This window comes from Faecalibacterium sp. I4-3-84 (assembly GCF_023347255.1).
Lineage (GTDB): Bacteria > Bacillota > Clostridia > Oscillospirales > Ruminococcaceae > Faecalibacterium > Faecalibacterium taiwanense.
Genome location: NZ_CP094466.1, coordinates 1,876,376 through 1,897,305, shown reverse-complemented (window position 1 = coordinate 1,897,305; position 20,930 = coordinate 1,876,376). Strand labels below are relative to the sequence as shown.

Sequence of the window (20,930 nt, the reverse complement as noted above, 5' to 3'; positions counted from 1 at the left end):
AAATATGGTATCATAGGGTGCGCTGTTATAGGTAGCCAAGGAGGTGGAACGAATGCCTAACATCAAATCTCAGAAGGACCGCGTCGTGCAGGCTGCTGCAGAGCAGGCTCACAACAAGGCCATTAAGACCAACCTGAAAACAGTCGTCAAGAAGGCAGACGCTGCCATCGATGCGAATGCCGCTGACAAGGACGCAACCGTCCTGGCTGCTGTTTCCGCGATCGACAAGGCTCGCGCTAAGGGTGTCATCAAAAAGAACACCGCCAGCCGCAAGATCAGCCGTATGGCAAAGCGTGCTAACAAGAACGCTTGATCGCTTTCTGATTGACGAACAAAACCTCTGTACCGGGTTCCCGGCACAGGGGTTTTTGTTTTGCCCGCTTTTCAGGGCACGGCAGCAGGCCGCTCAAAATCGCACAGGGTGGCAAAATCGAACCCCGGTGCCTGCTCCAGAAGCTGCTCCGGCGGCAGGCCGTCGGGCGGCTCGGCCAACAGCGCCCACGCAGCCCATGCCGTGGGCACCGCCGCCGCAAGGGCCAGCCCCGGCAGCGCCAGTGCCGGGCATGTATGGAACGCACTGCCCGGCGGCAGGGCTGCCACCGCGCACAAGGCCTGTGCAGCCCAAAGCTCCCACAAAAGGGTCGTCCAGCGGTGCTTCATCCGCATCACCTCCTGTTTTGCACAGTTTACCGCAGTGCGGTGGAAAAACAGGGCGAAGGGTGGCGGACAAAGCAGCAATGTTCTGGTGTATTTCTTCTTCAGTTCTGGTCGTGACTTTTGCCCACCCAGCTGCACACCACGCCGCACACAAGGCTGGTGGTAACACCGGCCGCAGCGGCGGTCAGCCCGCCGGTGAGGATGCCCACAGCACCTTCTTCCTGCAGCGCAGTGCGCACGCCCTTTGCCAGCAGATGGCCAAAGCCCAGCAGGGGAACCGTGGCCCCGCACCCGGCAAACTCGGCCAGCGGGGCATACCACCCAATGGCCGAAAGCACCACGCCCGCCACCACATATCCGGTCAGGATGCGGGCCGGGGTCAGGCCGGTCAGGTCGATGAGCAGCTGTCCCGCCACGCAGATGGCCCCGCCCACACAGAAAGCCCAGAAATAGTTCATCTTACTTCTCCTTTTCCGGCGCACGCAGCTCCACCAGATGCGCCACCGCCGGGATGGTCTCCTTCTGCAAAAAGGTGGTCTGGCTCATCAGGGCCCCGGTGGCTGTGAACAGCACCCGCTTCTGGCTGCCCCGGCGCAGGCGCGGCAGGATGTGCCCGCACAGCACCGCCGCGCAGCAGCCCGGGCCGGAGCCGCCGCTCTTTACACTCTGCTCGTTTGCGTCGAACAGGATGCACCCGCAGTCCACATGGTTTTTGATCAGCAAGCCTTCTGCGGCCAGCAGCTCCCGCAGCAGCTGACTGCCCACCTGCCCAAGGTCGCCGGTATAGATGCAGTCGAACTCCTGCGGTTCGGTGCCGGTATCCTTAAAATAATGCAGCAGGGTGGAAGCTGCTGCCGGGGCCATGGCAGCCCCCATATTGTTGATGTCCTTTACCTGATAATCCTGCACACGGCCAAAGGTGGCAGCGGCAATGCCAACGCCTTCGCCCTGCGGCTGCAAAAGGCAGCATCCGGCAGCGGTGGCAGTCCACTGGGCCGTAGGCGTGCGCACCGCGCCGTAGCTCAGCGGCGTGCGGAACTGCCGCTCTGCCGCGCAGAAGTGGCTGGAAGCCATGGCCAGCAGATTGCGCGCAGCACCGCCCTCGCACAGAGCAGCGCCCAGCGCAAGGCCCTCGGCCATGGTGCTGCAGGCCCCGAACAGCCCGGCAAAGGGCACGCCCAGCTCCCGCATGGCATAGCTGGATGCCGTGCACTGGGCCTGCAGATCCCCGGCAAGGGCCAGCTGCACCTTTTCCTGCGGAAGCGCCGCCTTTTGCAGGCATAGCCGCGCGGCGCGCAGCTGCAGGTATTTTTCCGCAGCTTCCCAGCTGGACTGGCCAAAGCGGTTGTCTGCGCTCAGCTCGTCGAACTCTGCCGCCAGCGGGCCTTCGCTCTCTTTTTTGCCGCCCACCGCTGCACCCGCAGAGATCACCGGCAGTGTCTGGAACAGCAGGGTATCCCCGCACCGGACCGTCATAGGCAAAATTTCTCCTTCGTGGAAAATAGATGAAAAACGTTCCATAAAATGTTGTATAATAACATCATGCTGCAATCTTACGGCACACTTGTCCGTGTTTATGACAGCACAGGCACACCCGCCATGCCCAGCACCCACAGCACCGCGCCGTACACCACCGCCGCCAGCGTGCCGTACACGATCACCGGCCCGGCAATGGTGAACATCTTGGCCCCGGTACCCAGCACCCGGCCCTCGGCCTTGAACTCGATGGCCGCGCTGACCACCGCATTGGCAAAGCCTGTGATGGGCACCAGCGACCCGGCCCCGGCCTTTGCGGCCAGCTTCTGGTACCAGCCCAGCGTGGTAAGCACCGCTGAGAGCACGATCAGGCTGCAGCTGGTCAGGGTGCCGGCAAGGTCGGCTTCCACGCCCATGGCAAGATAGCTCTGGCGCAGCACTTCGCCCAGCAGGCAGATGCCGCCGCCCACGCCAAAAGCCCACAGGCAGTCCAGCCCCAAGGGCGAGTGCGGCCCGATGCGCCGCACCCGGCGCGCATATTCCTGTGCTGTCATTTTCATATTGTTTCCCCTCCGGGCATAGCTTGCCCATAGGAAGCAAACTCTATGCACATCCACCGGAAAGAAGGTATTCCAGATGAACCTGTCTGTCCATCCTCATCACCGCCGCCATCTGCGGCCCGCCGTGCGGCGCGTGCTCACCGTTACCGTCGTGGCCTGCATTGCCGTGGGCGGGGCCTCGTTCGTGCTGCACAGCCGTTCCGCTGTGCCTGCTGCCTCGGCAACTTCCACGTCCAGCGCCTCGGCAGCATCAGAGGCAGAAAGCAGTCTGCTGACCGCCCGGCAGGCGCAGGCCATTCTGGATGATCCCCGCATGGTGCTGGTGAACCACACGAACAAAATGCCGGACGATCATACCTTTACCACCAAGGCGTGCGGCTCGGCCACCGCTGTGAACAAGACCCTGCAGACCGAAGCCGCCGATGCGTTCCTCGCCATGCAGGCCGCCGCCGCAAAGGACGGCGTGACCATCTGGATGCAGAGCGGCTACCGCAGCGTGGACTACCAGAAGAACCTCTACGACCAAAAGACCCAGTATTTCCGCAATAAGGGCCTGAGCGAAGCCGAAGCGAAAAAGCAGGCGGCAAATATCGTGAACCCGCCGGGCTACTCGGAGCACAACTGCGGCCTTGCTGCCGACCTGAACAGCCCGGAGCACACCGACCTGACCGAGGGCTTTGAAAACACCGAGGCCTTCCGCTGGCTGAGCGCCCATGCCGTGGAATACGGCTTCATCCTGCGGTACCCCAAAAACGCAGAAGCCGTTACCGAGATCACCTACGAGCCGTGGCACTGGCGCTATGTGGGGCCGGAAAATGCGGCCCTGATCCAGCAGAGCGGCCTGTGCTTTGAGGATGCCGTTGCCGTGCTGCAGAAGCTTGCTGCAGGGGAGAAGATCACCGGTTAAAAATCCGTAAAACCGAGGGGCTTTTCGTTGCATTTTGCACACAGTTATGGTAAGATAACAATAGTCTGCCCTGATGCAGGACCGCTTTGGGCAGCTGCAAGAATGTTTTGAACAAAAGAAGGAATATTTTATGATAAATCGCACAAAAATCTTTACAATTGCTCTCACCGGCGCGCTGGCTGCTGTCGCTCTTACCGGCTGCGGCGGTTCCGCCAGCTCTTCGGCCGCTCCCTCCTCCGTTTCCACCGCTGCTGCGGAATCTCCCGCTTCCAGCGCCGCCGCATCCGCTGTTGTGGACAATGCTGCCGAGAACGGCTCTGATGCACTGGACGGTGTTTTCAATGCTTTGCTGGAAGCCGACCCCATCTCCAACCAGTTCGAGATCGCAGCCATGAACATTGAGTACGATTTCGGCCTGAAGGCTGAGGACGTGGTGAGCTACAAGGGCGTGAAGAGCAACGACAACGGCGATGCCGGTCTGGTGCTGGTGCTCGAAGCTGCCGACGGCAAGGCCGAGGACGTAGCCAACCAGCTGGCTTCCTACCAGCAGGATCAGGTGGCCTTCTACGGCAACTACGCCGAGTTTGCTCAGGCGCAGGATAACGTGGAGAACGCCGTCATCGCCTTCAAGGGCAACACCATTGTCATGGTGATCGCATCCAACGAGTGCACTGCCGATCTGGACAGCGCCGTGGACAGCGCACTGGCAGACTGAATCTGGATCCACCCAAGGCCGGTGCCATTTGCGGCATCGGCTTTTTTCGGCTAAAAGGAGGCTGACGCTTTGGTTTTCAGCACCATCATCTTTCTGTTCCGGTTTCTGCCCATCACGCTGGCGCTGTATTACCTTGCGCCCGCAAAGCTCAAGAACACCGTGCTGTTCCTCTGCAGTCTGGTGTTCTACTGCTGGGGCGAGGTACGGTTTTTCCCGGTCATGGTGGCCCTCATCCTCATCAACTACATCAGCGGCCTGTGCATCGAGCACTTCGACCAAAAGCCGGCCCTGCGCAGGACATTTCTGCTGATAGCCCTCATTGGCAGCCTTGGGATGCTGTTCTACTTCAAATACGCAAACTTTGTGCTGCGCAGCGCAAACGCCCTGCTGGGCACCGCCTTTGCCGAGATCCAGGGCATTGGCACTCTGCCGCTGGGCATCAGCTTTTACACCTTCCAGACCCTTTCCTACTCCATCGATGTTTACCGCCGGGATGTAAAGGCAGAGCGTAATATCATCGACTTTGGTGCCTATGTGGTCATGTTCCCTCAGCTCATCGCCGGCCCCATCGTGAAATACCGCGATGTCTCGAACCAGCTGCACGTATACCGGCACCGCTACAGCCTGCAGCAGATCGAAGAGGGCATGACCCTGTTCACCTTTGGCCTTGCCAAAAAGGTGCTGCTGGCGGATGCCATCGGTGCTTTGTGGACAGACATCATCGGCGTTGCGGACAGCCCTTCCACCACCTTTGTGGGCCTTGCCAATGCATCCACCCCGCTGGTGTGGCTGGGCATCATCGCCTACAGCCTGCAGCTCTACTTTGACTTTTCCGGCTACTCCATGATGGGCATTGGCATGGGCAAGATGCTGGGCTTCGACTTCCCCGCAAACTTCAACTACCCTTATATCTCCGCATCCATCACCGAGTTCTGGCGGCGCTGGCACATGACCCTTTCCGGCTGGTTCCGGGAGTATGTGTATATCCCTCTCGGCGGCAACCGCAAGGGCCTGAAGCGCCAGATCTTCAACCTGTTCGTGGTGGAGCTGCTCACCGGCATCTGGCACGGCGCGAACTGGAACTTTATCTGCTGGGGCCTGTACTACTTTGTGCTGCTGGCTGTAGAAAAGCTGTTCCTGCTGCCCCACCTGCAAAAGGGCAGAGTGTGGCCCCACATCTACACCCTGTTCCTCGTTGTGGTGGGCTGGGCCATGTTCGTGGGCAACGATACGGGCGTAAGCTTCGGTCTGCTGTTCCACAAGCTGTTCGTTCCTTCCGGCGGTGTTTCGCCGCTGTACTTCCTGCGCAACTACGGTGTGCTGCTGGTGGTCAGCATCCTCTGCTGCACCCCGCTCATTGAAAAGATTTGGAACCTGCTCAAAAAGAATGCCGTCACCCGCTGTGCCGCCATTCTGGCGCTGCTGGTGGTCTCCACCGCCTATGTGGTGGGCAGCACCAACAGCCCATTCCTCTATTTCAACTTTTAAGGAGGCGTGAAGATGGACAAGCATTCCAAAAAGTCTTCCTTGCTCCTGCACTACCCGGTGCTGGTGGTGTTCAGCCTGTTCTTTATTGGTCTGTTCGCACTGGACCTTATTACACCGGACCGCGCCTACAGCGAGATGGAAAACACCACCCTTTCCCAGCGCCCGGCGCTGACCCAGCTTTCCGCCAAGGGGCTGAACAGCTACTTTACCGCCTACACAAAGTACGTGAAGGATCAGGTGTTCGGCCGCGATGAGTGGATCAGCCTGCAGAGCGTAGTGGAGACCACCCTGCTGCAGAAGGAGCAGAACGGCGGCATCCTGCTGGGCAAAGAGCACATGATGTTCCCCCGCACCTTCAGCCTGCTGGACAGCGAGAACCGCACCCTGCCCAAGAACACCGCCGCCGTGGAAGCACTGTGCCAGCGCCACCCGGGTAAGGTGGATGTACTGCTGGCCCCGGCAGCATCGGTCATTTACCCGGAAAACGTGCCTGCAAACGCGCCGCTGCTGGATGAGGATGCCTATCTCGACCAGCTTTCCGCCGCCGTACAGGCCGCCGGAGGGCGCTTTGTGGATGTGCGGCAGACCCTTGCCGAACACAAGGACGAATATATCTACTACCGCACCGACCATCACTGGACGAGCCTTGGCGCTTATTACGCCTACCAGCAGCTGTGCGGTACGCTGAGCCTGACCCCCTTCGACCCCGCCGCGCACACGGCTCTGACCGCCGAAAATTTCTACGGCACCCACTACTCCAAGGCCCGCACATGGAATGCCGTGCCGGATACTATCACCTACTATGACCTGCCGAACAGCCTGACCATCTATAATGTCACTGCTGCAGGTCAGCCCGCAGACGGCCAGACCACCGGCCTGTACGACACGGACAAGCTGAACGTGTACGATAAGTACGCCATGTTCCTGCATGGCAACAACGGTCTGAGCCGCATTGAGGGTGACGGCACCGGGCGCATTCTGGTGATCAAGGACAGCTACGCCAACTGCTTTGCACCGTATCTGACGGCAAACTACGCCCAGATCGATGTGGTGGACTTCCGCAACTACAACTACGGTCTGGATCAGCTGATCGCGGATAACGATTATGACCAGATCCTGGTGCTGTACAGCTTTGACAGCTTCAAGAGCGACCCGTACCTCTACCGTGCCGGTGTGGCCGGGTAAACATGGCAGCGCCTTTTCCGCAAAGGAAAGGGCGCTGTTGTTTTTATGTCAAATTATTGCAGTCTTTTTTCACAAATTTTTCCAGTTCTTTTCGGAAGTCTCTCCAGTTTTTGCGCACTCTGCCCATTCACCCCTTGAAAAAATGCAACGGGTGTTGTACAATGGCGATATAGAGCAGTTGCTCTTCACCGATGGTTCGATCTGGTGTGAACAGTGCATAGAATGTGCTGATACGATCTTTGATTCAAAGGAGTGTTATTATGGAAAACAAGATCATGATGCCTGCTTTCTACAACGTTCTTTCCTGCGAAGAGATGACCTACACCGAGGGCGGTGCTACCTTTACGGAAGCTCTGCTGAACTGGATTCCGCCCATTGGCTGGTACATGGGTGTTACCGCCATGCGCAACTACCGCAAGAGCCACCCCAACGACTGGCTGGATACCGGTCTGGATGCTCTGAGTCGCGATATGGATTCCAGTGCGCAGAACATGCTGCGTGATCTGGGACGCATCGTCTGGGTCACCGCGACCAGCGCTACCGGCATTGGTTTTCTGGTCAATGCTGCCATCGTCCTGCTCTGACCCTGCTCATAAGATCCGTCCGGAGAGACCAAAGACCCCTTTACCCGCGGCCTTTTCCGCCAGAGAGGGCCGCGGGCTTTTCATCAAGCAGAAATAAGAAATCGGCTGCCTGAGCACTGTATACCGTCTGAACGGCCTTTTGCCTGCAGAGAACAGCACTGCTTTCCTTTTCCTGCAAGCAACTACTCGCGTCATGCGGCGGCGCACCCTGCTTTATGAGAACGATCTCCAAGCGCATATCCCGGTTTATTTTTGGGTTTTAAACAGTGCGATCTTGCACTGTCTGGATAGCTTTGATTCAAAGGAGTGTTATTATGGAAAACAAAATGATGATGCCTGCTTCTTACAATGTCCTGTCTAATGAAGAAATGACCTACACCGAAGGCGGTGCTACTGTCGGTCAGGCACTGGCAGCTTGGTTCTGGCCCGGCTATGCTACCCAGATCGGCATTGGCAAGTGCCGTGAGGAAGTTGCAAAGGACCGCAACAACTGGCTGTCCAATGCATGGAACAACATGTTGGCCGAGTGCAAGGGCAACGTGACCAACGGCTTCTACTACGCTGGTATCATTGTCAACAACGCAGTCTTTACCATCGGCAGTCTGGGTCTGTATGCTGTTGCTGCTCTGGGCAACATCTACTTCTAATTTTCAGGAGTACACCAAAGGGCTTTTTGCGGCGGCTCTTCAGCGGAAGAGCCGCCGCTTTTTTTATCAAACCTAAAAAAGGAGTTTTGCTTTATGACGAACGCCATTACTTATCCTGCTGCATACAATGTTTTGTCCTGCGAAGAAATGACCTACACCGAGGGCGGCGTAGGTGTTGTGGAAGCCGCCATGGCATGGTTCCCGCTGTACGGCTGGTACAAGGCTGTTTCTGCCATCCACGATTACCGCAAGGCAAATATCAACTCCAACTGGGTGGAAAACGGCATGAACGCTCTGGTTGCCCATGCTGAAAAAAGCCCCACGAACACCATCCATGACATCGGCTGCAGCTTCTGGTTCATTGGTTCCTGCGCAACCATCATCGGCCTGGTGCCCAACGCCCTGCTGATCTTCGGCAACTAAGTCCCGGTCTCTGTTCTGAAAAAAAAACAAAAGCGGCGGCACCTCCCGTTTGGGAAGTGCCGCCGCTTTTTATGTTATGCGGTTTTCCGTCTCAGCTGTTGAACATGTCCTTCAGCTTTTTGAAGAAGCCCTTGCGCTTTTCGTAGTTTTCTTCTTTCAGGGTGCCTTCGAACTTCTTCAGGGCCTCCCGCTGGGTCTTGTTCAGCTTCTTGGGGATCTCCACCTCGCACTTGACGTACATATCACCGCGGCCGCGGCCATTCAGGTACTGGATGCCCTTGCCGCGCAGGCGGAAGGTGGTGCCGCTCTGGGTGCCCTCGGGCACGGTGTACTCCACCTTGCCGTCAATGGAGGGCACCTGCACGGTGTCGCCCAGCACGGCCTGACTGTAAGTGATGGGCACTGTGACCCACACATCGTAGCCATCGCGCTGGAACACCTCGCTGGGGCGCACCGTGACCATGACGATCACATCACCGGCAGGACCGCCGTTTGCACCGGCATCGCCCATGCCGCGCAGTGCAAAGCTCTGGTCGTCGTCGATGCCCATGGGGATGGACACCTCCAGCGTCTTTTTAGCAGCCACCTTGCCTGCGCCGTGGCAGACCTTGCAGGGGTTCTTGACCAGCTTGCCCTTGCCGCCGCAGCGGGAGCAGGGCTGCTGGGTCTGCATCACGCCGAAGGGGGTGCGCTGCTGACGGATCACGAAGCCGCGGCCGCCGCAGTCCGGGCAGGTCTCGGGGCTGGTACCGGCGGCACAGCCGCTGCCGTGGCACTCGGTGCACTCCTGCTGGCGGGTGATGGTGATGTTCTTCTTACAGCCGTGCACGGCCTCGTCAAAGCTCAGGGTGATGCGCACACGGATGTCCTGACCCTTGCGTGGGGCGTTGGGATTGGCCCGACGGGACGAACCGCCAAAGCCGCCGAAGCCGCCGCCAAAGATATCGCCGAAGATGTCGCCCAGATCCACGCCGTCGCCGCCAAAACCGCCAAAGCCGCCCGCACCGGGGCCGCCGCCGTTCTGTGCTGCATAGGCAGGGTCAACGCCTGCAAAACCGTACTGGTCGTACAGCTGGCGCTTTTTCGGGTCCGAAAGCACCTCGTTTGCTTCGTTTACTTCCTTGAACTTTTCCTCGGCGTCCTTATCGCCGGGGTTATAGTCCGGGTGGTATTTCATTGCAAGTTTGCGGTATGCCTTTTTGATCTCGGCATCGGTCGCAGTCTTGGATACCCCCAGCACTTCGTAGTAATCACGCTTTTCCTGTGCCATATCCACTCACCTCTCCGGGAACGTTTGATCCGGGAAACGCCCCGGTTGGTTCCTCGCTCTATAACCAGCAAGAGCCGCTCCGGCAAAACCGGAGCGGCTTTTGCTATTCCACGCGTGCGTCCGCCGGTTTGGCCGGGCACACACTGCTGTGTTTTTTATCAGACTTCCTTGAAGTCGGCATCCACAACGCCGTCATCCCCCGGCTTCTGCTGGTTGTTTGCACCTGCATCGGGGCCGGGCTGTGCACCGGCGGCCTGCTGTGCGGCAGCGGCTGCCTGATACATCTTCTCGAACACCTGGCTCAGAGCTTCCTGCTTTGCCTTGATGTCGTCCACGTTGCCGGACTGAACAGCGGTCTTCAGGTCGGCCAGCTTGCTCTCGGCCTCGCTCTTCACGTCGGCGGGCAGCTTGTCGCCGTTCTCCTTCAGCATCTTCTCGGTCTGGAACACCATCTGGTCGGCACCGTTGCGGATATCGACCTCTTCACGCTTCTTCTTATCGTCGGCAGCAAACTGCTCAGCTTCCTTCACAGCCTTGTCGATGTCCTCCTTGGACATGTTGGTGGAAGCGGTGATGGTGATGTTCTGCTCCTTGCCGGTGCCCAGATCCTTTGCGCTGACCTTCACGATGCCGTTTGCATCGATATCGAAGGTAACTTCGATCTGAGGCACACCACGGGGAGCCGGAGCAATGCCGTCCAGATGGAAGACACCCAGGCTCTTGTTGTCGCGGGCAAACTCACGCTCGCCCTGCAGCACGTTGACCTCAACAGAGGGCTGGTTGTCTGCAGCGGTGGAGAACACCTGACTCTTGTGGGTGGGGATGGTGGTGTTGCGGTCGATGATCTTGGTGCACACGCCACCCAGAGTTTCAATGCCCAGGCTCAGCGGGGTGACATCCAGCAGCAGCAGACCCTTCACATCGCCCTGCAGCACGCCGCCCTGAATGGCAGCGCCCACAGCCACGCACTCATCGGGGTTGATGCCCTTGAAGGGCTCGCAGTTCAGTTCCTTCTTGACTGCATCGTAGACAGCGGGGATACGGGTGGAACCACCGACCATCAGGACCTTCTTCAGGTCAGAGGGACGCAGGCCTGCATCCTGCAGAGCCTTGCGGACGGGGCCCATGGTACGATCGACCAGATCAGCGGTCAGCTCGTTGAACTTTGCGCGGGTCAGGGTCATATCCAAGTGCTTGGGGCCGGTAGCATCGGCAGTGATGAAGGGCAGGTTGATCTGGCTGCTCATTGCGCTGGACAGCTCGATCTTTGCCTTCTCGGCAGCTTCCTTCAGACGCTGCGCAGCCATCTTGTCCTTGCGCAGGTCGATGCCGTTCTCGGTCTGGAAGGCATCTGCCATCCAGTTGATGATGCGCTCATCGAAGTCATCGCCGCCCAGATGGGTATCACCGTTGGTGGCCAGAACTTCGGTAACGCCGTCGCCCATCTCGATGATAGAGACATCGAAGGTGCCGCCGCCCAAATCGTAGACCATGATCTTCTGGTCTTCTTCCTTATCGATGCCGTATGCCAGAGAAGCGGCAGTAGGCTCGTTGATGATACGCTTGACGTTCAGGCCTGCAATGGTGCCTGCGTCCTTGGTAGCCTGACGCTGGCTGTCGTTGAAGTATGCAGGAACGGTAATGACAGCCTCGGTAACAGGCTCGCCCAGATAAGCCTCGGCATCAGCCTTCAGCTTCTGCAGGATCATAGCGCTGACCTGCTGGGGAGTGTACTCCTTGCCGTTCAGGGTCACCTTGTGGTCGGTGCCCATGAAGCGCTTGATGGAAGCAACGGTGTTCTCAGGGTTGGTGATTGCCTGACGCTTTGCCACCTGACCAACCAGACGGTCGCCGGTCTTGGTGAAGCCCACCACAGACGGGGTGGTGCGTGCACCTTCAGAGTTTGCGATAACAACGGGCTCGCCGCCCTCCATGACAGCCACGCAGCTGTTGGTAGTACCAAGGTCGATGCCAATGATCTTACTCATAATGAAAACTCCTCTCGAAAGAACAAATCTTATTGTTTATGTGATGCTCAAATGTTTGTAAGCGGATGTTATATTCAAAACCCTTTCGGGTTTCTGCTTTGTTATTCGGCCACTACAACGGTCGCATGGCGGACGATCTTATCGCCCAGCTTGTAGCCCTTCTGGTAGACGGTGATCACGGTGCCGCTCTCCTGTCCATCCGGGGCGGGGATCTGCTGCACTGCGTTCATGAAGTTGGGGTCAAAGGGCTTGCCCAGCGCTTCGATCTCCTCCACATGGAGGGCATCCAGCGCCTTGGCGGCCTTGTCCAGCGTCATGGTCACGCCCTTTTTGTAGTTCTCGTCGGTGGTGGGGGCGTTGGCCGCCATCTCCAGCGTGTCCAGAATGGGAATGATCTGGTTCACCGCAAAGGAAATGCCATCGTTGAACTTCTGGTCGGCTTCGCGGGTGGAGCGCTTGCGGTAGTTCTCGTACTCCGCTGCCATGCGCAGCAGCTGGTCTTTGGCCTGTGCGGCGTTGGCTTCGGCAGCATCCAGCTTTGCCTTTACGGCTTCCAGCTCGCGGGCCTTCTTGTTGAACCAGCCGCCATCTTTCTTCTTGTCATCCTTCGGGTCGGCAGCTTCAGCAGCAGGTTCCTGTTCGGGTGCTGCCTGCTGGGCCTTTTCCTCGGGAGCCGTTTCGGGCTGCTCCGCTTCCTGAGCCGGAGCCGTCTTTTTTGCTTCTTCGCTCATTCCAGATCCTCCTTATAGATCACAGTCCGCCGCGGTACGGCAGCCTGCGGGGTGTCTTTTCGTTTGCCGCTCATGCCCTCGCCCAGCTGGTCTGCAAAGTAATGCAGCAGCGGCATCAGTTTCTGGAAGGGCATCCGGGTGGGGCCGATCAATGCAATGGAGCCCCACAGGCCTCCGCCCACCAGATACCGGTCGCTCACGATGCACAGGCCCGGGATCTGCGGTTCCAGATCCTCGCCCAGCAGCACGCTCTCACTGCGTTCTGCCGGAGGTGCGATCAGGCCAGCGGCCTGCTCCTCGTCGTTCAGCAGTGTGAGGATGTCGCCCACCTTGCCGTCCAGCTGGGGCCAGTCCAGCAGATACTGCTCGCCGCCCAGAAAGACATGGGGCTTGACGGAATCCTGCAGGATGGCAGCCGCCGCGCTGATGACGGGCACCAGCTCCGGGTCGATCTGGCTGCACAGCTCTGCCAGCAGCCGGGTGGAAAGATCCACCGGCGCTACAAAGGTAAGGTTGCGGTTGAGCAGTGCGGCAAGTGCTGCCGCATTCTCGCGGGAGAGGCCGGTGCGCACCCGTGCCACACGGGTACGGACGTAACCGGCCGTGGTAACGGCCAGCACAGCCGCTGCGCTGCGGCCCACCTGAACCACTTCATAGTGGGCGATGCACAGGTCTTCGGCACATGGGGTGCTGACGGCGGCGGTGCAGCCGCTGATGGCGGCCAGCGCCCTGGCGGCACCTGCGGCCAGCTTTTCCGGCTCATGGTCGAGGCTTGCGAACACCGCATCCACACGGGCGCGGGTCACACGGTCCAGCGGCTGATCGTCGGCAAGCAGATTATCAAGGTAGTAACGGTAGCCCTTGGCACTGGGCACACGGCCCGCGCTGGTGTGGGGCTGCTCCAGCAGGCCCAGCTTTGTCAGCGCCGCCATCTCATTGCGGAGCGTTGCACTGGAAACCGCCATATCAAAGTAGTTTGCCAGCACGCTGCTGCCAACGGGCTCGCCTTCGAGACCATACAGCGCCACGATCGCCTGCAAGACTCGCTGCTTGCGTGCATCCATCGTCATAGCGCCTGCCTCCTTTTTGCGTTTGCTTTGTTTGTTTAGCACTCCTTGTTCCTGAGTGCTAAGACCATTATAGCCAATTTTCCGGTGCTGTCAAGCCCCTTGGAAAAATGTTTTAAAAGATTCATAATTCTGTCATAAACGAAGAAAGCGCTCTCCTTATTATAAGGAAAGCGCTCCGGCATGTTCTTTACTCTTCCATCTGCCTTGCCAGAAATGCCGCTGCCACATTCACGGCCTTGAGCTGGGCGGCATCCGGCGTGGCCGTGCGGTCTTCGGTCAGCAGGGCCACCACGCCGGTCACATCGCCCGCCGCAATGATGGGTGCGGCGCACAGCACTGCTCGGGGCGAGCCCTCGCAGGGCAGGATGCACTTTTCGGCAATGCCCTCGCTCTGGTACGGCCTGCGGCCGTCCATCAGCTTTTCCAGCGGCTGGCTGATGCTGCGGTCGGCCAGCTCCCGTCGGCCGGAGCCGCTCACCGTCAGGATGCGGTCACGGTCGGCCACCAGTGCGGTCAGTGCAAAGCTTTTGCTGAGCACCTCGGTATACTGGGCCGCTACTGCGTTCATCTCGCCAATGGGCGAATACTTTTTAAAGATCACCTCGCCGTCGCCCGTGGTGAAGATCTCCAGCGGGTCGCCGCGGCGGATGCGCTGGGTGCGGCGGATCTCCTTGGGGATCACCACCCGGCCCAGCTCGTCGATGCGGCGCACGATTCCTGTTGCTTTCATGTTTTTGCTCCTCCGTTTCCTTAAAAATGCCTGCAGCACTAGTATCTGTCAGGCCGGGCCATTTATACCTGCTGCCCCCGCGCAAAAAGACCTGCACGGAAAGCTGCCTCTTCGTTGCGTTTCCGGCAGGGTTCTGCTACAATGATACAAAAAGCCGTTTTCATAAGCACAGCACCCCGCTTATGAAGACAGATCCTAAAATTCTGCTGAGAAAGGCAGGTGTCCGGATGCCGAACATCCTCATTCTGGGCGGCGGTGCCGCCGGTCTTGCAGCCGCGCTGGCGGCGGCACAAAGTGCCCCCGCTGCACAGGTCATTGTGCTGGAGCGCAACCCGAAGCCGGGCAAAAAGCTGCTTGCCACCGGCAATGGCCGCTGCAATCTGGATAACACCGGCATTGCACCGGAGCTGTATTTCACCGCCGACCCGGCAGCACTCCGTCCGCTGCTGGATGCCGTAAATACCGCCGACCCGCTGCGCTGGTTCCGTGCGCTGGGGCTTTACACCCGCACCGACGAGGCGGGCCGGGTGTATCCGTACTCCAATCAGGCGGCGGACGTGCTGGCCCTGCTGGAGCACCACCTTGCGCAGCACCATGTGCAGCTGCGCACCGGCTGCACCGTGCGCACCCTGAGCCAGAGCCGCAGCGGCTACGCCGTGCAGTTCGAGACGGCAGAGGGCTCTGCCGAAACGCTGCACGCCGATGCCGTCATCTGCGCCATGGGCGGCGAGGCAGGGCCGCAGTTCGGCACCGACGGCTTTGGCACCCGGTTCGCTGCCCAGTGCGGCGGCAGGGTGGAGCCGCTGTATCCCTGCCTGACCGCCCTGCAGTGCGCAAAGCCCAGCAAAGCGCTGGCTGGCATCCGTGCCAAGGCAGCAGCATCCCTGCTGGACGGTGCCCGTGTGCTTGCCTGCGAGAACGGCGAGGTACAGTTCACCGATTACGGCCTTTCCGGCATCTGCATCATGCAGCTGTCCGGCCTGCTGGCCCCGGGCCGCGGCCCCAAGGCTCCTGCTGTGGAGATGGACCTCTTCCCGGCAGTGGACGAAACCGCACTTGCCAGCCTGTTTGCGGCCCACGCCGCCCAGACGGCAGGGGGCAGCGCCGCAGACTTCTGGCTGGGCCTGCTGAACCAGAAGCTGGGCCGTACTGTGTGGTCTGCCGCCGGGCTGCAGGACAGCGACGCGCCTGCCGTGCTCACCGCCGCACAGTGGCAGAAGCTGGCCCACACCGCCAAGCACTGGCGCTTTGAAGGGCTGACCCCCTGCAGCTGGAAGCAGGCCCAGACCACCGGCGGCGGGCTGGCCCTGCGGGAGGTGGATCAGCACTTCCAGTTCAAGGGCTGTCCGGGCCTTTACTTTGTGGGCGAAACGCTGGACTGCGCAGGCAGCTGCGGCGGTTTTAACCTGCACTGGGCGTTCGGCTCCGGCCTTGTGGCCGGGCGCAGCGCTGCAGGCCATGCTGCAGCAGGCCGTTCTCTGCCAAAAGCCCCCGCGCCCGCAAAGAGCAGGAAAAAGCCGCACAGGTAAAAATGAGCTTTAAATTTTCAACAAACGCTTGACATCTTGTGCAGATCGCATTATCATAAAGACAATAAAAGTTTGTTCAGAGGATCGAGCAGAACAAGCAAGGGGAGAGTCGAAAGGCCCTTTTGTTTGTCCTGCTCTTTTTCTTTTATTCGGCAAACGGAGCGATCAGGAGGTTTTTATGCTGGATGTAGCAATTATCGGCTGCGGTGTCATTGGTGCGGCAGCCGCCTATGAGCTGTCCCATTACCCGCTGCAGACCGCCATTTTCGAGGCTGAAAATGACGTGGCAGACTGCACCACCAAGGCCAACAGTGCCATTCTGCACGCTGGCTACGACCCCGAACCGGGCACCCGGATGGCGCGGCTCAACGTGGAGGGGTCCGCACTGGCCAAGGAGATCTGCGCCCGGCTGGATGTGCCGTACCTGCAGTGCGGCAGTCTGGTGCTGGCCCTCAGCCCGGAAGAGCTGCCCCACCTGCAGAAACTGTATGAGAACGGCATCGCCAACGGCGTGCCGGGCATCCGGCTGCTTTCTGCAGAGGAAACGCTTGCCATGGAACCGAATCTGGCCCCCACTGTCGTTGGCGCGCTGTATGCGCCCAGCGCCGCCATCGTCAGCCCGTGGGAGTTTGCGCTGGCAATGGCAGAAGTGGCTGTGCGCAACGGCGTGGAGCTGCACCGCAGCTGCCCTGTGACCCGCATCGAAAAGACCGCCGGCGGCTGGGCGCTGACCACCCCCTCCGGAATTGTGGAAACGCGCTATATCATCAATGCGGCAGGCATCTCGGCGCAGGCCGTGCACGATATGGCCGCACCCCACGAATTTACCATCCAGCCCACCCGGGGCGAATACTACCTGCTGGATAAATCCGAGGGCAGCCGTGTGCACCACGTCATCTTCCAGTGCCCCAACGAAAACGGCAAGGGCGTTCTGGTGGCCCCCACCGTCCACGGCAACCTGATCGTCGGCCCAAACGCCGACCCCGTGGAAGGGGACGATACCGCCTGCACCGCCGCCGGGCTGGCCTTCGTCAGCGCCGCAGCGCGCCGCAGCGTGCCGAACATCCGCTTCAGCGAGTCCATCCGCAATTTTGCGGGTGTCCGTGCTAATGTGGACACGGGCGACTTCGTTATCGGCGAAGCGGAAGGCGCACCCGGCTTCATCGATCTGGCCGGTATGAAATCGCCCGGCCTTTCCAGTGCACCGGCCGTTGCCAGAGAAGCCGTCAAAATTCTGGAAGCTCACGGCGATCTGCCCGCCCCCAAGGCGGATTACAGGGATGGCCGCACCCGGGTGCGCTTCAAGGAGCTTCCGCCCGAAGAAAAAGCCCGGCTCATTGCAAAGGAACCCGCCTATGGCCGCGTGATCTGCCGCTGTGAGACGATCACCGAGGGCGAAATTCTGGACGCTCTGCACGAAGAGATCCCCGCCACCACCATTGACGGTGTCAAGCGCCGCTGTGGTGCCGGTATGGGCCGCTGTCAGGGCGGCTTTTGCGGGCCGCGGGTGCTGGAACTGATCAGCAAAACGCTGGGCATCAGTCCGCTGGACGTGCTGCAGGATAAGGCCGGCACCAACGTCTTACTGTGCGAAACCAAGCAGGAGGGAGAGCACCATGATTGATCTGGTCATCGTCGGCGGCGGCCCTGCAGGCCTTGCCGCAGCTTACAGCGCATGGCAGCATGGTCTGCGCGATATCCTTATCTTAGAGCGCGACAACGAGCTGGGCGGCATCCTGAACCAGTGCATCCACAACGGCTTCGGCCTGCACCGCTTTGGCGAGCAGCTCACCGGCCCGGAATACGCAGGCCGCTGCATTGAACTGCTGCGCTCCACCGGTGTCCGGGTGGAGCTGGGCACGATGGTACTGGACGTCACCCCGGACAAAAAGATCCACTGCGTCAGCCGGGAAAAGGGCTATCAGATTTTGGAAGCCAGAAGCATCATCCTCTGCATGGGCTGCCGGGAGCGCACCCGCGGTGCCATTGGCATTCCGGGCAGCCGCCCTGCCGGTATCTACACCGCCGGTGCGGCCCAGCGCTATGTCAACATGGAGGGCTATCTGGTAGGCAAGCGGGTGCTCATCCTCGGCAGCGGCGACATCGGCCTGATCATGGCCCGCCGCATGACGCTGGAAGGTGCCAAAGTACTGGCCTGCGTGGAGGTCATGCCGTATTCCGGCGGCCTGACCCGCAACATCGTGCAGTGCCTGCAGGACTTCGACATCCCCCTGTATCTGTCCCATACCATCGTGGATATTCAGGGCAAGGCCCGCGTGGAAAAGGCCACCGTTGCCAAGGTGGACGAAAACCGCCGCCCCATCCCGGGCACCGAGATGGAATTTGATGTGGACACCATCCTGCTCAGCGTCGGCCTGATCCCGGAAAATGAGCTGACCCGGCAGGCCGGGATCCCCATGGACCCCCACACCAAGGGCGCTGTGGTCTACGAGAATATGGAGACCGGTATCCCCGGTGTGTTCGCCTGCGGCAACGTGGTGCACGTGCATGATCTGGTGGACTTCGTTTCGGGCGAAAGCGACCTTGCCGGTGCTTCTGCGGCGGCCTATGTTTTTAAGGGCGAAGCCGCCGATACGGTTGTGCTTGACCTTATCCCGGGCAATGGCTTGGGCTACACCGTGCCGCAGCGGGTGCGCCCCGCTGATGTGGACAGGAGCGTGAACATTTCCTTCCGTGTGCGGCAGAACTACGGCCCCAGCCAGATCACCGTGACCTGCGGCGGCAGGCAGCTGGCCCGGTTCAAGCGCCAGCGCATGGCTCCCGGTGAGATGGAACACATCGCACTGCCCAAAGTCCTGCTGGAAAAAGCAGACGGCCCGCTGACCGTTGCGGTAGAGGAGGTTATTGCAGAATGAGCAGCATCAAAGAAGTCATTTGCATCTGCTGTCCCTGCGGCTGCCACTTGCAGGTAGACCCGGAAAATGATTATAATGTAACTGGAAACGCCTGCCCCAACGGTGCCGCCTACGGCAGGGAAGAGCTGACCCATCCCACCCGCATCCTCACCAGCACCGTGCGGGTAGAGGGTGGGCTGTATCCGCGCTGCCCGGTAAAGACTGCGCAGGCTGTGCCCAAAGAGAAGATGACCGAGGTCATGGCTGCGCTGGACCGCGTCACCCTGCACGCCCCCGTCCGCACCGGACAGGTGGTGCTGGCAGATGTGTGCGGCACCGGCGTGGACGTTGTGGCGACGCGAAATCTGTGATACACACTCCTGAAACGATACGGAGGTAGCAAAAGCATGAGTACAAAATATGTTCTGGCGTTGGATCAGGGAACCACCAGCAGCCGTGCCATCCTGTTCGACAATGAGCAGAATATCATTGCGGTGCAGCAGCGCGAGTTTGAGCAGATCTATCCGCAGCAGGGCTGGGTAGAGCACAACCCCATGGAGATCTGGTCCACCCAGTATGGAGTCATGAACGAGGTGGTGGCCCAGAGCGGTGTCGATGCCCACGATATCGCCGCCATTGGCATCACCAACCAGCGGGAGACCACCATCCTGTGGGAAAAGGCCACCGGCCGCCCCATCTACAATGCCATCGTCTGGCAGTGCCGCCGCACGGCACCGCTGGTGGATGAACTGCTGCAGCAGCCCGGCATGGCAGACTACATCCGGGAGAACACCGGCCTGATGCCTGATGCCTATTTCTCCGCAACGAAAATCAAGTGGATCCTGGACAATGTGCCCGGTGCGCGGGAGCGGGCCGAGGCAGGGGAGATCCTGTTCGGCACTGTGGACACATGGCTGGTCTGGAAGCTGACCGGCGGCAGAGTGCACGTCACCGACCGCACCAACGCCAGCCGCACCATGCTGTATAACATCCGCACGCTGGACTGGGACGACACCCTGCTCAAAGCGCTGGATATCCCGCGCTGCATCCTGCCCCGCGTGACGGATTCCAGCGAGGTCTACGGCACCACCGATCTGTGCGGTGTGCAGATCCCGGTGGCCGGCATTGCCGGTGACCAGCAGGCTGCGCTGTTCGGACAGAGCTGCTTTGGCAAGGGGGAGGCCAAGAACACCTACGGCACCGGCTGCTTTTTGCTGATGAACACCGGCGATACCATCTGCCGCAGCCGGAACGGCCTAATCTCTACCATCGCCATCAGCCTGAACGGTAAGGTGGAGTATGCGCTGGAGGGCAGCGTCTTTGTGGGCGGTGCCGTCATCCAGTGGGTGCGCGACGGCCTGCGCATGATCCAGGAGAGCCGCGATGCGGAATACTATGCCCAGAAGGTGCCGGATAACGGCGGCATTTACATCGTGCCGGCCTTTACTGGTCTGGGTGCACCGTACTGGGATATGTACGCCCGCGGTGCCATTGTTGGCATCACCCGCGGCACCACCCAGAACCACATCATCCGCGCGGCAGAGGAGTCCATTGCCTACCAGAGCGCAGACCTCGTGGCTGCTATGGAAAAGGACACCGGCGTGCCCATCACCTCGCTGAAGGTGGATGGCGGTGCATCCCGCGACCAGTTCCTGATGCAGTTCCAGGCCGACATCCTGAACAAGACCGTGCTGCGCCCGGCCATCCGGGAGACGACCGCTCTGGGCGCAGCCTATCTGGCGGGCCTTGCCACCGGTGTGTGGAAGGACCGGGACGAGATCCGCAGCCTGTGGCACTGCAATATGACCTTTGCCCCGCAGATGGACGAGACCGAGCGCACCCGTCTGCTCTCCGGCTGGCACAAGGCTGTGGGCCGAAGCTGCGACTGGGCAGAGCATTGACGATCTTTGCCCGAACCTATAGCTCATACACAAAATATTTTTTAATTGTTTATTTTCTAATGTTTATCGTCATGGTCAGCTGTTCCAATACCACTACCATTCTGGGCGGCGGTGAGCTGATTGCAACCACATTCTGATCAACCCAAAATTTTACATTACAGCCGCCGTGCAGCTCATTTACACGGCGGCTGTTTTATAGGATAATAGAAGCACT

22 protein-coding genes are annotated in these 20,930 nt (G+C 59.9%); 13 read left to right on the top strand and 9 right to left on the bottom strand.

The genetic code is table 11. The annotated features are described in order from the left end of the window. Positions 1-52 precede the first annotated feature (52 nt). A complete protein-coding gene (rpsT, locus tag MTP41_RS09325) occupies positions 53-313 on the top strand; it encodes a 30S ribosomal protein S20 (protein WP_005943554.1) in 261 nt (86 codons plus the stop codon). Between the two features lie 71 nt (positions 314-384). Here the strand turns inward: rpsT and MTP41_RS09320 are convergent, their stop codons facing one another. The 4 genes from MTP41_RS09320 to MTP41_RS09305 all read right to left on the bottom strand — a co-directional run bounded on the left by MTP41_RS09320 (position 385) and on the right by MTP41_RS09305 (position 2,693). Beyond that, positions 385-660 (bottom strand): peptidoglycan synthetase, encoded by a 276-nt coding sequence (locus tag MTP41_RS09320; protein WP_118527663.1) that lies wholly within the window; start codon positions 658-660, stop codon positions 385-387. 98 nt (positions 661-758) lie between these two features. Beyond that, entirely contained in the window at positions 759-1,115 is a 357-nt protein-coding gene (locus MTP41_RS09315) for a SpoVA/SpoVAEb family sporulation membrane protein (protein ID WP_005943559.1), read from the bottom strand. A 1-nt stretch (position 1,116) separates the two neighbouring features. Next, on the bottom strand, positions 1,117-2,133 hold the full coding sequence (locus MTP41_RS09310) for a stage V sporulation protein AD (protein ID WP_249235389.1): 1,017 nt from the start codon (positions 2,131-2,133) through the stop codon (positions 1,117-1,119). Between the two features lie 98 nt (positions 2,134-2,231). After that, complete coding sequence (locus MTP41_RS09305) at positions 2,232-2,693, bottom strand: SpoVA/SpoVAEb family sporulation membrane protein (RefSeq protein WP_097774624.1); 462 nt, start codon at positions 2,691-2,693, stop codon at positions 2,232-2,234. Positions 2,694-2,769: 76 nt separating this feature from the next. Here MTP41_RS09305 and MTP41_RS09300 point away from each other — a divergent pair, with 76 nt between their 5' ends. The 7 genes from MTP41_RS09300 to MTP41_RS09270 all read left to right on the top strand — a co-directional run bounded on the left by MTP41_RS09300 (position 2,770) and on the right by MTP41_RS09270 (position 8,642). Beyond that, positions 2,770-3,600 carry a M15 family metallopeptidase gene (locus tag MTP41_RS09300; protein WP_044953885.1) on the top strand — a complete coding sequence of 277 codons (831 nt, stop codon included), beginning with the start codon at positions 2,770-2,772 and terminating at the stop codon, positions 3,598-3,600. A gap of 130 nt (positions 3,601-3,730) precedes the next feature. Next, positions 3,731-4,315 (top strand): DUF4358 domain-containing protein, encoded by a 585-nt coding sequence (locus MTP41_RS09295; RefSeq protein WP_044953887.1) that lies wholly within the window; start codon positions 3,731-3,733, stop codon positions 4,313-4,315. A gap of 69 nt (positions 4,316-4,384) precedes the next feature. Continuing rightward, positions 4,385-5,803, top strand: coding sequence for an MBOAT family O-acyltransferase (locus MTP41_RS09290; RefSeq protein WP_249235388.1), 1,419 nt, complete (start codon positions 4,385-4,387; stop codon positions 5,801-5,803). Positions 5,804-5,815: 12 nt separating this feature from the next. Beyond that, positions 5,816-6,988: a DHHW family protein gene (locus tag MTP41_RS09285; RefSeq protein ID WP_249235387.1), complete on the top strand. Its 1,173-nt coding sequence runs from the start codon at positions 5,816-5,818 to the stop codon at positions 6,986-6,988. A gap of 260 nt (positions 6,989-7,248) precedes the next feature. Next, positions 7,249-7,572 carry a hypothetical protein gene (locus tag MTP41_RS09280; protein WP_097776932.1) on the top strand — a complete coding sequence of 108 codons (324 nt, stop codon included), beginning with the start codon at positions 7,249-7,251 and terminating at the stop codon, positions 7,570-7,572. Positions 7,573-7,886: 314 nt separating this feature from the next. After that, on the top strand, positions 7,887-8,219 hold the full coding sequence (locus MTP41_RS09275; protein WP_249235386.1) for a hypothetical protein: 333 nt from the start codon (positions 7,887-7,889) through the stop codon (positions 8,217-8,219). Between the two features lie 93 nt (positions 8,220-8,312). Further along, positions 8,313-8,642 carry a hypothetical protein gene (locus MTP41_RS09270; protein ID WP_005943576.1) on the top strand — a complete coding sequence of 110 codons (330 nt, stop codon included), beginning with the start codon at positions 8,313-8,315 and terminating at the stop codon, positions 8,640-8,642. A 91-nt stretch (positions 8,643-8,733) separates the two neighbouring features. Here the strand turns inward: MTP41_RS09270 and dnaJ are convergent, their stop codons facing one another. From dnaJ to MTP41_RS09245, 5 genes are all read right to left on the bottom strand, one after another. Continuing rightward, positions 8,734-9,912, bottom strand: coding sequence for a molecular chaperone DnaJ (gene dnaJ, locus MTP41_RS09265; RefSeq protein WP_249235385.1), 1,179 nt, complete (start codon positions 9,910-9,912; stop codon positions 8,734-8,736). Between the two features lie 158 nt (positions 9,913-10,070). Then, complete coding sequence (gene dnaK / locus MTP41_RS09260; protein WP_005943578.1) at positions 10,071-11,900, bottom strand: molecular chaperone DnaK; 1,830 nt, start codon at positions 11,898-11,900, stop codon at positions 10,071-10,073. A gap of 101 nt (positions 11,901-12,001) precedes the next feature. Further along, positions 12,002-12,631: a nucleotide exchange factor GrpE gene (locus MTP41_RS09255; RefSeq protein WP_005943579.1), complete on the bottom strand. Its 630-nt coding sequence runs from the start codon at positions 12,629-12,631 to the stop codon at positions 12,002-12,004. Beyond that, positions 12,628-13,701 carry a heat-inducible transcriptional repressor HrcA gene (hrcA, locus tag MTP41_RS09250; protein WP_249235384.1) on the bottom strand — a complete coding sequence of 358 codons (1,074 nt, stop codon included), beginning with the start codon at positions 13,699-13,701 and terminating at the stop codon, positions 12,628-12,630. Before hrcA ends, MTP41_RS09255 begins: the two co-directional genes overlap by 4 nt. A 187-nt stretch (positions 13,702-13,888) precedes the next feature. Then, positions 13,889-14,431: a stage V sporulation T C-terminal domain-containing protein gene (locus MTP41_RS09245; protein WP_249235383.1), complete on the bottom strand. Its 543-nt coding sequence runs from the start codon at positions 14,429-14,431 to the stop codon at positions 13,889-13,891. Between the two features lie 227 nt (positions 14,432-14,658). On the opposite strand from MTP41_RS09245, the gene MTP41_RS09240 reads away from it, so the two are divergent. The 5 genes from MTP41_RS09240 to glpK all read left to right on the top strand — a co-directional run bounded on the left by MTP41_RS09240 (position 14,659) and on the right by glpK (position 20,716). After that, positions 14,659-15,960 (top strand): aminoacetone oxidase family FAD-binding enzyme, encoded by a 1,302-nt coding sequence (locus MTP41_RS09240; RefSeq protein WP_249235382.1) that lies wholly within the window; start codon positions 14,659-14,661, stop codon positions 15,958-15,960. Positions 15,961-16,138: 178 nt separating this feature from the next. Further along, the gene (locus MTP41_RS09235; RefSeq protein WP_249235381.1) at positions 16,139-17,584 is read left to right on the top strand and encodes an NAD(P)/FAD-dependent oxidoreductase; all 1,446 of its coding nucleotides are present in this window, start codon (positions 16,139-16,141) and stop codon (positions 17,582-17,584) included. Continuing rightward, complete coding sequence (locus MTP41_RS09230) at positions 17,577-18,836, top strand: NAD(P)/FAD-dependent oxidoreductase (protein WP_249235380.1); 1,260 nt, start codon at positions 17,577-17,579, stop codon at positions 18,834-18,836. Before MTP41_RS09235 ends, MTP41_RS09230 begins: the two co-directional genes overlap by 8 nt. Continuing rightward, positions 18,833-19,186, top strand: coding sequence for a DUF1667 domain-containing protein (locus MTP41_RS09225; protein WP_005943592.1), 354 nt, complete (start codon positions 18,833-18,835; stop codon positions 19,184-19,186). The genes MTP41_RS09230 and MTP41_RS09225 overlap by 4 nt, the downstream gene beginning before the upstream one ends. A gap of 36 nt (positions 19,187-19,222) precedes the next feature. After that, on the top strand, positions 19,223-20,716 hold the full coding sequence (gene glpK / locus MTP41_RS09220) for a glycerol kinase GlpK (RefSeq protein ID WP_249235379.1): 1,494 nt from the start codon (positions 19,223-19,225) through the stop codon (positions 20,714-20,716). Positions 20,717-20,930: the final 214 nt, after the last annotated feature.